This window comes from Bacillus sp. SRB_8, from assembly GCF_003264205.1.
In the GTDB taxonomy this organism is placed as follows: domain Bacteria; phylum Bacillota; class Bacilli; order Bacillales; family Bacillaceae_G; genus Bacillus_A; species Bacillus_A mycoides.
Window position 1 is genome coordinate 129,956 of record NZ_NADT01000018.1, and the last position, 13,700, is coordinate 143,655.

13 protein-coding genes are annotated in these 13,700 nt (G+C 38.7%); all 13 read right to left on the minus strand.

The features are described 5' to 3' along the window. Positions 1 to 21: 21 nt before the first annotated feature. Positions 22 to 654, minus strand: a complete 633-nt coding sequence (pyrE, locus tag B5P40_RS10630; protein ID WP_002137968.1) for an orotate phosphoribosyltransferase — start codon at positions 652 to 654, stop codon at positions 22 to 24. Next, positions 651 to 1,367 (minus strand): orotidine-5'-phosphate decarboxylase, encoded by a 717-nt coding sequence (pyrF, locus tag B5P40_RS10635; RefSeq protein ID WP_000083510.1) that lies wholly within the window; start codon positions 1,365 to 1,367, stop codon positions 651 to 653. Before pyrF ends, pyrE begins: the two co-directional genes overlap by 4 nt. Further along, the gene (pyrD, locus tag B5P40_RS10640; protein ID WP_002088238.1) at positions 1,352 to 2,281 is read right to left on the minus strand and encodes a dihydroorotate oxidase B catalytic subunit; all 930 of its coding nucleotides are present in this window, start codon (positions 2,279 to 2,281) and stop codon (positions 1,352 to 1,354) included. Before pyrD ends, pyrF begins: the two co-directional genes overlap by 16 nt. After that, the gene (gene pyrK / locus B5P40_RS10645; RefSeq protein ID WP_002088239.1) at positions 2,278 to 3,057 is read right to left on the minus strand and encodes a dihydroorotate oxidase B electron transfer subunit; all 780 of its coding nucleotides are present in this window, start codon (positions 3,055 to 3,057) and stop codon (positions 2,278 to 2,280) included. The genes pyrD and pyrK overlap by 4 nt, the downstream gene beginning before the upstream one ends. After that, positions 3,054 to 6,272, minus strand: coding sequence for a carbamoyl-phosphate synthase large subunit (gene carB / locus B5P40_RS10650; protein ID WP_002165154.1), 3,219 nt, complete (start codon positions 6,270 to 6,272; stop codon positions 3,054 to 3,056). Before carB ends, pyrK begins: the two co-directional genes overlap by 4 nt. Next, positions 6,257 to 7,354 carry a carbamoyl phosphate synthase small subunit gene (locus tag B5P40_RS10655; protein ID WP_002121861.1) on the minus strand — a complete coding sequence of 366 codons (1,098 nt, stop codon included), beginning with the start codon at positions 7,352 to 7,354 and terminating at the stop codon, positions 6,257 to 6,259. Before B5P40_RS10655 ends, carB begins: the two co-directional genes overlap by 16 nt. Beyond that, entirely contained in the window at positions 7,351 to 8,637 is a 1,287-nt protein-coding gene (gene pyrC, locus B5P40_RS10660; RefSeq protein WP_113709241.1) for a dihydroorotase, read from the minus strand. Before pyrC ends, B5P40_RS10655 begins: the two co-directional genes overlap by 4 nt. Beyond that, positions 8,621 to 9,535, minus strand: a complete 915-nt coding sequence (pyrB, locus tag B5P40_RS10665; RefSeq protein WP_002128846.1) for an aspartate carbamoyltransferase — start codon at positions 9,533 to 9,535, stop codon at positions 8,621 to 8,623. Before pyrB ends, pyrC begins: the two co-directional genes overlap by 17 nt. 147 nt (positions 9,536 to 9,682) lie before the next feature. Further along, entirely contained in the window at positions 9,683 to 10,975 is a 1,293-nt protein-coding gene (uraA, locus tag B5P40_RS10670; RefSeq protein WP_002190517.1) for a uracil permease, read from the minus strand. A gap of 146 nt (positions 10,976 to 11,121) precedes the next feature. Further along, positions 11,122 to 11,664, minus strand: a complete 543-nt coding sequence (pyrR, locus tag B5P40_RS10675) for a bifunctional pyrimidine operon transcriptional regulator/uracil phosphoribosyltransferase (protein ID WP_001156489.1) — start codon at positions 11,662 to 11,664, stop codon at positions 11,122 to 11,124. 204 nt (positions 11,665 to 11,868) lie between these two features. Further along, positions 11,869 to 12,777, minus strand: coding sequence for an RluA family pseudouridine synthase (locus tag B5P40_RS10680; RefSeq protein WP_002128848.1), 909 nt, complete (start codon positions 12,775 to 12,777; stop codon positions 11,869 to 11,871). A 4-nt stretch (positions 12,778 to 12,781) separates the two neighbouring features. Beyond that, positions 12,782 to 13,240 carry a lipoprotein signal peptidase LspA gene (gene lspA / locus B5P40_RS10685; RefSeq protein WP_002128849.1) on the minus strand — a complete coding sequence of 153 codons (459 nt, stop codon included), beginning with the start codon at positions 13,238 to 13,240 and terminating at the stop codon, positions 12,782 to 12,784. Between the two features lie 125 nt (positions 13,241 to 13,365). Then, the gene (locus B5P40_RS10690) at positions 13,366 to 13,695 is read right to left on the minus strand and encodes a TraR/DksA C4-type zinc finger protein (RefSeq protein ID WP_002014715.1); all 330 of its coding nucleotides are present in this window, start codon (positions 13,693 to 13,695) and stop codon (positions 13,366 to 13,368) included. Positions 13,696 to 13,700 lie beyond the last annotated feature (5 nt).

Consider the following 13,700-nt stretch of genomic DNA (forward strand, 5'->3'; position numbering starts at 1 on the left):
CCGCGGTCGTCTTTTTTCGTGTTACGCTGTAATCCAAGCTTCATTTGCTGGATTTTTACGCCACTCTTGTAATTTTTTCGTTTCAGCTTGTCCGATCATACCTTTTTCTGCTGCAACTTCAGTTAATGCACTGTAATCACTTAAAGAATATGATGCTACGTTTGCTGCTTCTAGTTTCTCTTTTCCTGACTCAAGCTCGTATGTGAAGATTGATACGATTCCTAATACTTCACAGCCAGCTTCGCGAAGTGCTTCTACACATGTAATTGCACTACCGCCAGTTGAAATTAAGTCTTCTACTACTACTACTTTTTGACCTTTTTCAGCTTTTCCTTCGATTTGGTTCCCTTTACCGTGACCTTTTGCTTTACTACGCACGTAGCACATTGGTAAATCCATACGATCGCTTACCCATGCAGCGTGCGCAATACCAGCAGTTGCTGTTCCTGCAATAACTTCTACAGTTGGGAAGTGCTCTTTAATTAACTCTTCTAATCCAGCTGCAATCGCTTGGCGTACTTTTGGATAAGATAAAGTTAAACGATTATCACAATAAATTGGTGATTTTATACCAGAAGACCAAGTAAATGGGTCATTCGGTTGTAAAAATACTGCTCCAATTTCTAATAAATGCGATGCGATTTCTTTTTTCATACTGTTACACCTTCCCACTGTTGTTTTACTGTTTTATACGCTTCAAGCGGATTTTCTGCTTTTGTAATACTACGTCCAACTACGATGTAGCTTGAACCAAGTTCCCTCGCACGTTTCGGTGTTGCTACGCGCACTTGGTCATTTACATCATCGCTTGCAAGACGAATCCCCGGTGTTACTGTTACAAATTCATTTCCGCATACTTCACGTAATTTTGGTACTTCAAGTGTTGAACAAACAACTCCATCAAGTCCACTTTCTTTCGTTAATTTTGCATAATGAGCAACCGCTTCTTCTAACGTTTTCTCAATGCCAATCTCTTTTTTCATCATAGCTTCCGAAGTGCTTGTTAATTGTGTAACGGCAATACAAATCGGTCTCTCTTTTCCTTCTTGCTTACCTTCCTCTAATCCCTCAATCGCAGCTTTCATCATACTGCTTCCCCCAGCAGCATGAACATTTACCATATCTACATCTAGACTAGCTAGGCTACGCATAGCGCTTTTTACCGTATTCGGAATATCATGAAGTTTTAAATCTAGGAAGATTTTATGTCCTTTTTCTTTTAAGTACGTAATAATTGCAGGACCTTCTTTGTAAAACAACTCCATACCAACTTTGACAAATAACTCTTCCCCTTCAAAGTGGTGTAAGAATTGTTCTACCTCTTGTTTCCCTGGAAAATCTAGTGCAACGATTAACGACTGTGACATGTTTGCTTCCAGCTCCTTCCTTGACATTCCGAAATATGATCAAATCCTAATTCATCTAGTAATGCTGGTAATTCTTCAATAATTGTCGGACATACGAACGGATCGATAAAGTTCGCCGTTCCAACTGCAACCGCGCTTGCACCCGCATAGAAGAATTCAATTACATCTTCCGCTGTTTCAATACCACCCATTCCGATGATCGGAATGTTAACAGCTTGACTTACTTCATGTACCATACGAATTGCTACTGGCTTAATCGCAGGCCCGGATAGTCCGCCCGTACGGTTTGCTAAAATTGGTTTTGCAGTTTTTAAATCTAGACGCATACCAAGCAATGTATTAATCATCGTTAAACCGTCCGCACCCGCATTTTCAATTGCTTTTGCAATTTCCACAATGTTTGCCACGTTCGGTGACAATTTCACATATACCGGTACTTCAGAAACCTCTTTTACTCGCTTCGTTAAATCAGCAGCAATTTCAGGATTTGTACCAAAAGCGATACCACCCGTTTTTACGTTTGGACAAGAAATATTTAATTCTAGCGCATGAACATTAGGTGCCTTTGAAATCGCCTTCGCAACCGCTACGTAATCCTCAGCTTGTGAACCCGCAACGTTTGCAATAATCGGAAGATCAAATTGCTCGAGAAAAGGTAATTCAGAATTCATTACCTTTTCTAATCCAGGATTTTGAAGCCCGATTGCATTTAGCATTCCGCCTGGTGTTTCAGCAACACGAGGCGTTGGGTTTCCATAACGAGGTTGTTCTGTTGTCGCTTTAATCATAATTGATCCAAGTACACTTAAATCATAGAACTGTGCATACTCACGACCAAATCCGAAGCAACCAGATGCTGGGATGATTGGATTTTTTAATGATAACCCTGGTAATTCAACTTGCAATCTGTTCATAGTACAACCTCCCCGATTGGAAATACTGGTCCGTCGCTACACACCTTCTTGTAAGAATGTCCACTCGGATCTGCTTGCAAATGGCATACACATGCGAAACATGCTCCGATACCACAGCCCATACGTTCTTCTAATGAAATGTAGGCTTTTCTCTCCTTATAGCGTCCTTCTAATGCACGAAGCATCGCTAAAGGTCCACATGAGTAGAGAATGTCAAAGTCAATTCCATAGCTATCGATTACATCTGTTACAAACCCTTTTGTACCATGTGTACCATCAACTGTTGCAACATACGTATCACCAAGTTCTGCGAATTTCTCTTCATAGAAGACAACATCTTTCGTTTGGAAACCTAAGATGTGAATAACGCGTACTCCTTTTGCTACAAGACGCTGTGACAATTCATATAGTGGTGGTACACCAATTCCCCCACCAACTAATAGAGCCGTTTGTCCAGATTCCGCTTCTTCTACAGGAAATCCATGACCAAGTGGTCCTAACACATCTACAAGTTCACCTTGTTTTCTTTTCGCTAATGTTTTTGTCCCTTGTCCTTCCGCACGATATAGCATTGTAAATTCGTTCTTGTCTTGATCGACATTACAAATACTAATTGGGCGGCGCAGAAGGGGCGTAATGCCCTCTGCTACCTTAATGTGTACAAACTGTCCTGGATCGTTCATTTGCTGCACTAAATCCCCTTGAAGCACTAATTCGTAAATGTTTTTTGCGATTTCTTTTTGGTTAACGACGATCATATTTTGCTTTTGCATCATGCATGTACCACCTCGTGACGCTTCGTTTGCGTAATTTCTTTCATTGAATGAGCTGAGAATGTCATAGATTCTAATACTCTCAAGATTGCTCTCGTTGTATCAAGTGATGTTAAGCAAGCCACACCATTTTCTACTGATTCACGGCGAATGCGGAAACCATCACGCGCTGGTTGTTTTCCTTTTGTTAATGTATTGATTACAAACTGCGCTTTCCCTTGACGGATAATATCAAGTAAGTTGTAGTCTTCAGAATCAATTTTGTTTACAACTTGCACCGGAATGTTTTGTTCTGTTAGCGATTGTGCTGTTCCTGCTGTTGCTAATAAGTTATAGCCGATTTCATGGAAGCGTTTTGCAATTTCCAGCGCTTCTTCTTTATCTTTATCCGCTACAGTGATGATTACTGATCCGTGCGTTGGAATGTTAATTCCTGAAGCAACAAGTCCTTTATATAATGCTTTTTCAAGCGTTAAATCTTTACCCATTACTTCCCCTGTTGATTTCATTTCAGGCCCTAATGTTGTATCAACTGAGCGTAGTTTCGCAAATGAGAATACCGGTGCTTTTACATACACTTCCTTCTCTTCTGGGTGATAGCCAGTTCCATATCCTTGTTCTACAAGGTTTTGACCTAAAATAACTTTCGTTGCGATATTTGCCATCGGTACGCCTGTAATTTTACTTAAGAATGGTACTGTACGGCTCGCACGTGGATTTACTTCAATTACATACACTTCATCTTTGAATACTACAAACTGAATGTTTAGTAATCCAACAATGTTTAAACCTTTTCCAAGCCCAATTGTATGTTCAATAATTTGTTCTTTTAGTTTTTCAGATAAGCTCTGTGGTGGATATACTCCAATTGAATCCCCAGAGTGAACTCCAGCGCGTTCGATATGTTCCATAATACCTGGAATGAATACATTCTCACCGTCTGAAATTGCATCTACTTCAATTTCTTTACCAACCATATAACGGTCGATTAATACTGGGTGATCTGCGTGAACTTTAACCGCATTTTTCATGTAGTGCAGTAATTCTTCTTGACGATATACGATTTCCATCGCACGTCCACCTAGTACGTAAGATGGTCTTACTAATACTGGGTAACCAATTTTGTCAGCGATCGCTACTGCTTGCTCTACAGTCGTTGCTGTTTTACCAACTGGTTGCGGGATACCAAGCTTTGTTAAAGCTGCTTCAAACTTATCACGATCTTCTGCACGGTCTAAATCTTCAAGTGATGTTCCTAAGATTTTTACACCGTGTGCTTCTAATTTAGCCGCTAAGTTAATTGCCGTTTGTCCACCGAATTGGACGATAACACCTTCTGGCTTTTCTAAATCGATAATGTGCATTACATCTTCGATTGTTAATGGTTCAAAGTATAATTTGTCAGAAATACTGAAGTCTGTTGAAACTGTTTCTGGGTTGTTATTAACAATAATTGCCTCATATCCAGCTTCTTTTATTGCCCATACAGAGTGAACTGTTGCATAATCAAACTCAACACCTTGACCAATACGGATTGGACCAGATCCTAGTACAACTACACTCTTACGATCTGTTACAATCGATTCATTCTCGTCACCATATGTGCTGTAGTAGTATGGTGTTGCAGATTCAAACTCTGCCGCACAAGTATCTACCATCTTATAAACAGGAGTCATATTGCTTTCTTTACGCATATCGTAAATTTCACGCTCTGTTTTGTTCCAAGCATTGGCGATGTAATGGTCACTGAAGCCCATTTCTTTCGCAGATTGTAACACTTCCATATTTCCTACATTCGCTTTTACTTCGCGTTCCATGTTTACGATATTTTCAACTTTTTGTAAGAAGAAGAAGTCCATTTCACACCATTCGTTGATTTCTTCTTTCGTTACACCTTGACGGATCGCTTCTGCTACAACGAACAGACGCTCGTCATCAGCTTTTATAATACGCTTTTTCATCGTTTCTTTATCAAGCTCTTTTAAGTGGTCTAACTCTAGGTGATAAACGCCAAGCTCTAAAGAACGGATCGCTTTTAATAATGATTGTTCTAAGTTACGTCCGATTGACATAACTTCACCAGTTGCCTTCATTTGTGTACCAAGTGTTCTGTTTGCTGATTCAAACTTATCAAATGGCCAACGTGGAATTTTTGAAACAACATAGTCTAATGCTGGCTCGAAGCAAGCGTATGTTTTTTGTGTTACTGGGTTTATAATTTCATCTAATGTTAAACCGACTGCAATTTTCGCCGCTAGCTTCGCAATTGGATATCCAGTTGCTTTAGATGCTAGTGCAGACGAACGACTCACACGCGGGTTTACTTCGATTACATAGTATTGGAAGCTATGTGGATCAAGTGCAAGCTGAACGTTACATCCACCTTCAATTCCTAATGCACGAATAATTCTTAATGAAGTGTTTCGTAACATTTGATACTCACGGTCACTTAATGTTTGGCTCGGTGCTACAACGATAGAATCACCTGTGTGAACCCCAACCGGATCGATATTTTCCATGTTACATACTACAATCGCGTTATCATTCGAATCACGCATTACTTCATATTCAATTTCCTTACAACCGGCAATACTCTTTTCTAATAAACATTGTGTTACTGGACTATGTTTTAATCCACCTGATACGATTTCAATTAGTTCTTCTTCATTATTACAGATTCCGCCACCTGTTCCCCCCATTGTAAATGCTGGGCGAACAATAACTGGATAACCAATTTCTTTTACAAATTCATGTGCTTCTTCCAGCGTATGAATAATCGTGCTAGATGGAATTGGTTCATTTAATTCCTGCATTAATGTACGGAATAAATCACGATCCTCGGCTTGCTCGATTGCTGATAATTTTGTTCCTAAAATTTCAACTCCGCACTCTTCAAGTATGCCTGATTTCGCAAGTTCAACAGCCATGTTTAGGCCTGTTTGACCACCTAATGTTGGTAGGAGTGCATCTGGACGTTCTTTACGAATGATACGGCTTACGAATTCTAATGTTAATGGTTCTATATATACTTTATCTGCTGTTGCAGTATCTGTCATAATTGTTGCTGGGTTAGAGTTAACAAGGATTACTTTGTAACCTTCTTCTCTAAGAGATTGACAAGCTTGTGTACCAGAGTAATCAAACTCTGCTGCTTGCCCAATTACAATTGGTCCTGATCCGATTACTAAAATTGTGTTAATGTCTAGGCGTTTTGGCATAACTCTTCCCCTTCTTTCTTGAAGTTTTCAATCATTGCTAAGAAATCTTCGAATAAATCATTTGCATCTTCTGGACCTGCAGAAGCTTCTGGATGGTATTGCACTGTAAATGCCGGGAACTTCGTATGACGAAGACCTTCTACTGTTCCATCATTTAAAGCAACATGTGTAATTTCCAGTTCTGTATTTCCAACTGATTCTTCTTCTACTGCGTAACCATGGTTTTGAGATGTAATTGCTACTTTTCCAGTTGCAAGATTTTTTACTGGATGATTTAAACCACGGTGACCGAATTTTAACTTACTTGTATTCGCACCAGATGCCAAGGCGAACAATTGATGTCCTAGGCAAATCCCGAATAAAGGAACTTTACCAATAATGTCTTTTAACATTTCAATTGCTTCTGGTACATCTTTTGGGTCCCCAGGTCCATTACTTAACATAATTCCATCTGGGCTAAGGCGTAGAATTTCTTCTGCTGTTGTATTGTAAGGTACAACAATCACATCACAATCACGCTTATTTAATTCTCGTAAAATACCATGTTTCATTCCGAAGTCTACAAGTACAACTCGGTGTCCACGGCCTGGACTTGGATATGGATCTTTTGTTGATACGCGTTTCACATGATCTGTAAAGACAGTTGCTTTCAATTGGCTAACGATGTCCTCTACATCCACATCCATATTGCAAAGACGTCCGCGTAAAGTTCCATATTGACGAATTTTTCTTGTTAATTTTCTCGTATCAATTCCTGCTAATCCTGGGATATTTCTTTCTTTCAAGTAATCATTTAACGAAATTTCATTACGGAAGTTTGATGGATGATCACAAATTTCGTTTACGATTAAACCATTTACAGATGGGTGAATTGATTCAAAATCATCACGGTTAATGCCGTAGTTTCCGATTAATGGATACGTAAATGTTACGATTTGACCGCAGTATGATGGATCAGATAAAGTTTCTTGATATCCAGTCATCCCAGTTGTAAATACAACCTCACCTGACTTTTCTATTTCTCCTCCGAAACCTTTTCCAATTAATACTGTTCCATCTTCTAAGATAAGTTGTCTTTTCATACTAATGCACTCTCCTTTTGCCATGCGATCTTACCACCAACGATTGTCATAACCGGCCAACCTTGGCATTTCCAACCTGCGAATGGTGTGTTTTTTCCTTTTGATAAGAATGTTGTTGGATCAATTTCTTCTTCTTGTTCTAAATCGATAATTGTAATATCAGCTGTTCTACCTTCTGTTAGGCGCCCTGCTTCTAAACCGAATGTGTCAGCTGGTTTTTCTGTTAAAAATTGAATCAGTTGCTCTAATGTAATGATTCCTTTTTTCACAAGGTTCGTATATAAAAGCGGGAATGCTGTTTCAAAACCAGTAATTCCGAACGGTGCTCTTTCAATCCCTTGCGCTTTCTCTTCTGCAGTATGCGGTGCATGGTCAGTTGCGATCATATCAATTGTTCCATCTAATAGTCCTTCAATTAACGCTGCATGATCTTCTTTTCCTCGAAGCGGTGGATTCATTTTAAAGTTAGGATCAGCCGATGGGATATCATCTTCACATAATACTAAGTGATGCGGTGTTACTTCTGCTGTCACCTTAATTCCAGCACGTTTCGCGTCACGGATTACACGTACAGATCCTTTTGTACTTACGTGACATACGTGGTAGTGACAATTTGCAGCTTCCGCAAGTAAGATGTCCCGGGCAATATGTACGGATTCACATACTGATGGGATACCGTTTAATCCGTGTTTCTCAGAAAACTTCCCTTCATGTACACATCCTTTATTAATAAGTGTGTTCTCTTCACAGTGTGCAACAACTGCCATATTTAATTTCGATGCACGCTTCATTGCAGCTAACATCATGCTTGCATCTTGCACGCCTACGCCATCATCAGTGAAAGCAAACGCTCCAAGTTCTTTTAACGTTTCAAAATCGGTCATTTCAGAACCTGCTTGACGTACTGTAATTGCTCCATATGGTAATACATTTACATGTGCTTTTTCTTTAATACGCTTTTGCAGGTCTTCCATATGTTCTTTACAATCTGGTACTGGGCGTGTGTTTGGCATTGCGCAAATTGTAGTAAATCCACCTTTTGCTGCTGCAAGTGTTCCTGTTTCAATTGTTTCTTTATGTTCACCACCTGGTTCACGAAGATGAACATGTACATCTACTAATCCAGGTGCGATTAACTTTCCATTTACATCGATTACTTCAGCATTATCTGCCGTAATATTTTCTGCTACCTTCGCAATTTTACCGTCTTGTACGAGAAGATCTGTTGCTACAATTGTTCCTTCTGCATTCATATAACGACCATTTTCAAACAAATAATTCATGTTTCATTCCTCCTAATACATTTGGTAATGCGCGTTTTAGTACAGCCATTCTTACGTAGACCCCGTTTTCCATTTGCTTGAATATGCGTGAGCGTTCACACTCGACAAGTTCACTCGCAATTTCAACATCACGGTTTACAGGGGCTGGATGCATAATAATGCTTCCTTCTTTCATACGTTTTTCTCTTTCAACTGTTAACCCATGTTGCTCGTGATACTCTTTCATAATGTCTGTTTCATAATGGTCATGACGCTCATGTTGTACACGAAGTAACATCATCACATCCACTTCTGGAACAAGTTCATCTAAACTCTTGTACGTTCCAAATGTGTTCTCTTCATCTTTCCACTCTTCTGGGCTTGCAAAGTAAATTGTCGCGCCCAGCTTCGTTAATGCTTCTGCATTAGAACGTGCTACTCGGCTATGACGAACATCCCCAACTATTGCAATCTTCAAACCTTCAAATCTTCCAAACTCTTGTTTAATTGTTAGAAGATCGAGTAGACATTGCGTTGGATGATTTCCACATCCATCTCCAGCGTTCAAGATTGGGATATTTACCTGATCTTTTAATTCATCGAAGTAACGATCTTGCTCATGGCGGATGACTACCGCTTTTGTTCCGATTGATTCTAGTGTTCTTATCGTATCGTATAAAGTTTCTCCTTTTTGTACGCTAGATGCATCTGCGGAAAAGTCTAATACTTCAAGTCCTAATCTCTTCTCAGCAACTTCAAAGCTAAATCTCGTCCTCGTACTATTCTCAAAGAACAAGTTCGCAACAAATGTTTGCTCTGTCGTTTTTCTCTCTTTTCCATTCGCGAAATCTTCTGCGTCTTTTAGGATTTCTGAAATTTCTTGTTCCGATAATTCACTCATCGTTAACAAATGGCTCATCGTCATCCCTCATCTTTCTGTTTTTTATGATAACACCATTGAATTTATATAACAATAACTGTATAAAAATACCCTAGTCTTTGAGACTAGGGTGCGTTAAAGTAGCCACCCTTTTCTATCTCACAGGACTGAATTAAAAGGTTATTTTTATGAAGCAATCTGCTTAGATTGTTTTGTTTTATTTGTTTGTTTTGTCTCTGGTAGTAGTAGATTTAATAGTACACCTACAATTGCTGCTAGCGCCATTCCTTCTACTTGGAACGATTCACCTACGTGCAGTACCGCTCCGCCAATACCGATTACTAGTATAACTGATGCAATCATTAAGTTTCGTTTGTCACCTAAGTCTGTTTTATCGTCTACCATCATACGTAAACCACTTGATGCGATTACACCGAAGAGTAAGATTGATACACCACCCATAACTGGTGTTGGAATCGAATGAATCAGTGCTGAAATCTTCCCGATAAATCCAAACATGATTGCGAACACTGCTGAACCGATGAATAAGTATACACTGTATGCTCTCGTAATTGCTAGCACACCGATGTTTTCACCGTACGTTGTATTCGGTGGTCCTCCTATTAGTGATGCGATCAATGTTGCTATCCCATCACCGAAGATTGAACGATGTAAACCTGGTTTTTCAATTAAATCTCTTTTAATAACATTTCCAAGTACAATTTGATGTCCGATATGTTCTGAAATTGTTACAAGTGCAACTGGCACCATTAAGAGTACAATTTTCCATGAAAACTCCGGAGTATATGTTACAAACGGTACTGTGAAGTCTGGTATGACAAACCATTTTGCCTCAGCTACTGGCTTTAAATCTACTAGCCCTTGGAAGTAAGCGAATATATACCCGCCGATGATTCCAAGTAGCACTGGTATGATACTGAAAAATCCTCTCCCGAATATGGAGCAAATGATTGTAATTGCTAATGTTACTAATGCTACTGAAAAGTGTGTAATGCTATACTTACCATCCGCACCGTTCATCGCCATGTTCACTGCTGTATGTGCTAAAGATAAACCGATTACCATTACGACTGGCCCAACTACGATTGGCGGAAGTAATTTCATAATCCATTCTGACCCAGATTTCTTAATTCCGAGTGAGATTAAGATGTAAACAAGTCCCGCAAGCATTCCTCCAAGCATCGCTGCTCCAGGTCCACCTGCTGTTTTCGCTGTAATAATTGGTGCAATAAAGGCGAATGATGATCCTAAATATGCTGGTACTTGACCTTTCGTTATTAGAAGAAACGCTAGCGTTCCTAATCCACTTGATATTAAAGCTACTGATGGATTCAGTCCTGTTAAAAACGGAACAAGCACTGTTGATCCAAACATCGCGAACAAATGTTGTATACTTAATAATAACCATTTTCCCGGTTTCGGTACTTCATGAATGTCTAACACTGGCCTTTGCTCCATTGTTACATCCTCCTTCAGTTTTAATTTTTGCAATAAAAAAACTCTTTGTGCCTGTGCACAAAGAGTCCTACACTTTCGTATGCCAAATTTGACATATGAAAGCCAAGACCCTTTGGCAGCCTCACAGGACTACATTTAAAAGGGCTTTACTTATCGTATATGCTTACTCGATCTTGTTGATCTGTCTCTTGCAAATCAACTTCGATACGCTCTTCACTAGATGTTGGAATGTTCTTTCCTACATAATCAGCGCGAATTGGTAATTCACGATGACCTCTATCAACAAGAACAGCCAATTGGATTTGTGATGGTCTACCTAAATCCATAAGAGCATCCATTGCTGCTCGAACTGTTCTACCTGTATATAACACATCATCCACAAGGATAACTTTTTTCTTCGTAATATCTACAGGAATATCAGAACCTTTTACAAGTGGTTCTTTATGTTTCGATTGTAGTGTTAAATCATCACGATATAACGTAATATCTAACTCTCCTACTTCCATCTCTTTTCCTTCAATTTGACCAATTCGTTCTGCCAAACGTTGTGCAATAAAAATTCCACGTGTTTTTATTCCGACAAGAACACAATTATCGACACCTTTATTTCGTTCCACGATTTCATGACTAATTCGTGTTAAAGCGCGGCGAATCATTTGGTCATCTAAAACGACAGCTTTCTCTTGCATGCTCTACACCTCCAAGCTTTTTTTCTTGCGTGAGAGTAATGGTATAAAAAAAGTCCTCTCAGCGTGTGCGAGAGGACTTTTGAAAAAAGGGTACAACATACCCTAAGTATTTCAAACCGTTACCTTCTCAACCTCACGGGGCTGTGTTAAAGGATCATTATTTAACTGTTGTCAGTATCTCAGTTTTCTTATGATTTGTCAATACTATTTCCGTAAAACATTTAGCGCTTCTTCAAACACTTCTGGAATCGGTGCCTCAAACTCAATATATTCACCAGTACGAGGGTGATCGAAACCTAAAATCCCTGCATGAAGTGCTTGTCCATTCATATCTAATGTTTTCTTCGGACCATACTTTGGATCTCCTGCAAGTGGATAACCAATATATTTCATATGAACACGAATTTGGTGTGTACGTCCCGTTTCTAAGCGGCATTCTACAAGTGTGAAATCCTTAAATCGCTCTAACACTTGGAAATGTGTAACTGCATTCTTACCATTTTCATCAACAGTCATACTTTGACGTTCTTTTTTATCACGACCAATTGGAGCGTCAATTATTCCTTTATCATGTGGAATTACACCATGTACAATCGCTTTATAACGTCTTGTTACCGTTTTTGCTACAAGTTGATTTACAAGTGATTCATGCGCCATATCATTTTTAGCAACCATTAATAATCCAGATGTATCCTTATCAATACGGTGTACTATACCAGGACGCATTACACCGTTAATACCTGATAGGTCTGTACAATGATGCATAAGTCCGTTTACAAGCGTACCCTTCGTATGCCCTGGTGCTGGATGTACTACCATGCCACGCGGCTTATTTACAACTAGTACATCGGCATCTTCATAATAAACTTCTAAATTCATATCTTCCGGTTGAATATCTAACTCTTCTGGCTCGGGAATTGTTACTGTAATTTCATCATTTCCTTTTACTTTATAATTCCCTTTAACTGATTTCCCATTTACTGTCACAACAGCATCTTTAATCCATTGCTGCACTTGTGAACGTGACCATTCACTGTTTATTTCTGCAACGAATTTATCAATTCGCTCGCTTTTTTGTTCTTCTGCAACTGTTACTTGTACTACTTCACTCATTCAATTACTCCTTCGCTTTCTTTCCTTCTAATACTGTTTGAATAATAATTAATACAACTCCAATACATAATGCTGAGTCAGCTATATTGAATACCGGATAGTTGTACGAGAAAATATACACGTGAATGAAATCCACTACTTCTTGTCTAAATACACGATCAATAAAATTGCCAATTGCTCCGCCTAAAATTAGACCTAATGAAATACCTAGAAGCTTGTCCGTTTTCGCATATTTTTTCATATAAAATACGATAAATGCTACGAAAATGACTGTAATAATGTAGAAAAACCACATTTTATTTTCTAAAATACCCCAGGCAGCTCCTCTATTTCGATGAGATGTTATGTATAATACATTATCGATAATCGGAATGCTCGTACCCAATTCCATGTTCTTTACAATTAGCCACTTCGATATTTGATCGATGGCAATGACAAATAACGCTATTACATAATATATCATTTTCATTTCCCCCACAAAGACAGTGTACCTCAAAATTTTAGCATAGCTGCTACCTTTTCACAATGAACCTTTGTAGAAGAATAAAATAAATTAAAAAAAGGTAACATAATATCGTTGTGCGTATTTCATACATTTACCTTTTCATAGAAAAATTCATGAATAGTACGAGCAGTCGGCATTGTTTTCATTTGTTTTGTAGAAATCGCTCTTCCAGTTTCTTCACAAATACCGTACATATCTATTTCCATTTTAAACAATGCACGTTCTACATCTTTTAAATCCTCTTTTATATCATGTAATAGCAATTTTTTCTTTGTCTCTTCCTTTATTTCGTATCCAAGTTCTTGCCCAAATTCCATATAGTATGTGTGCATTACTTCTTTCGCCAATCTATCTTGCAACTCTTTTCTCATCAATTGCAATTCTTCTTTTATTTCCATATAAATTTCATTCACGTGTA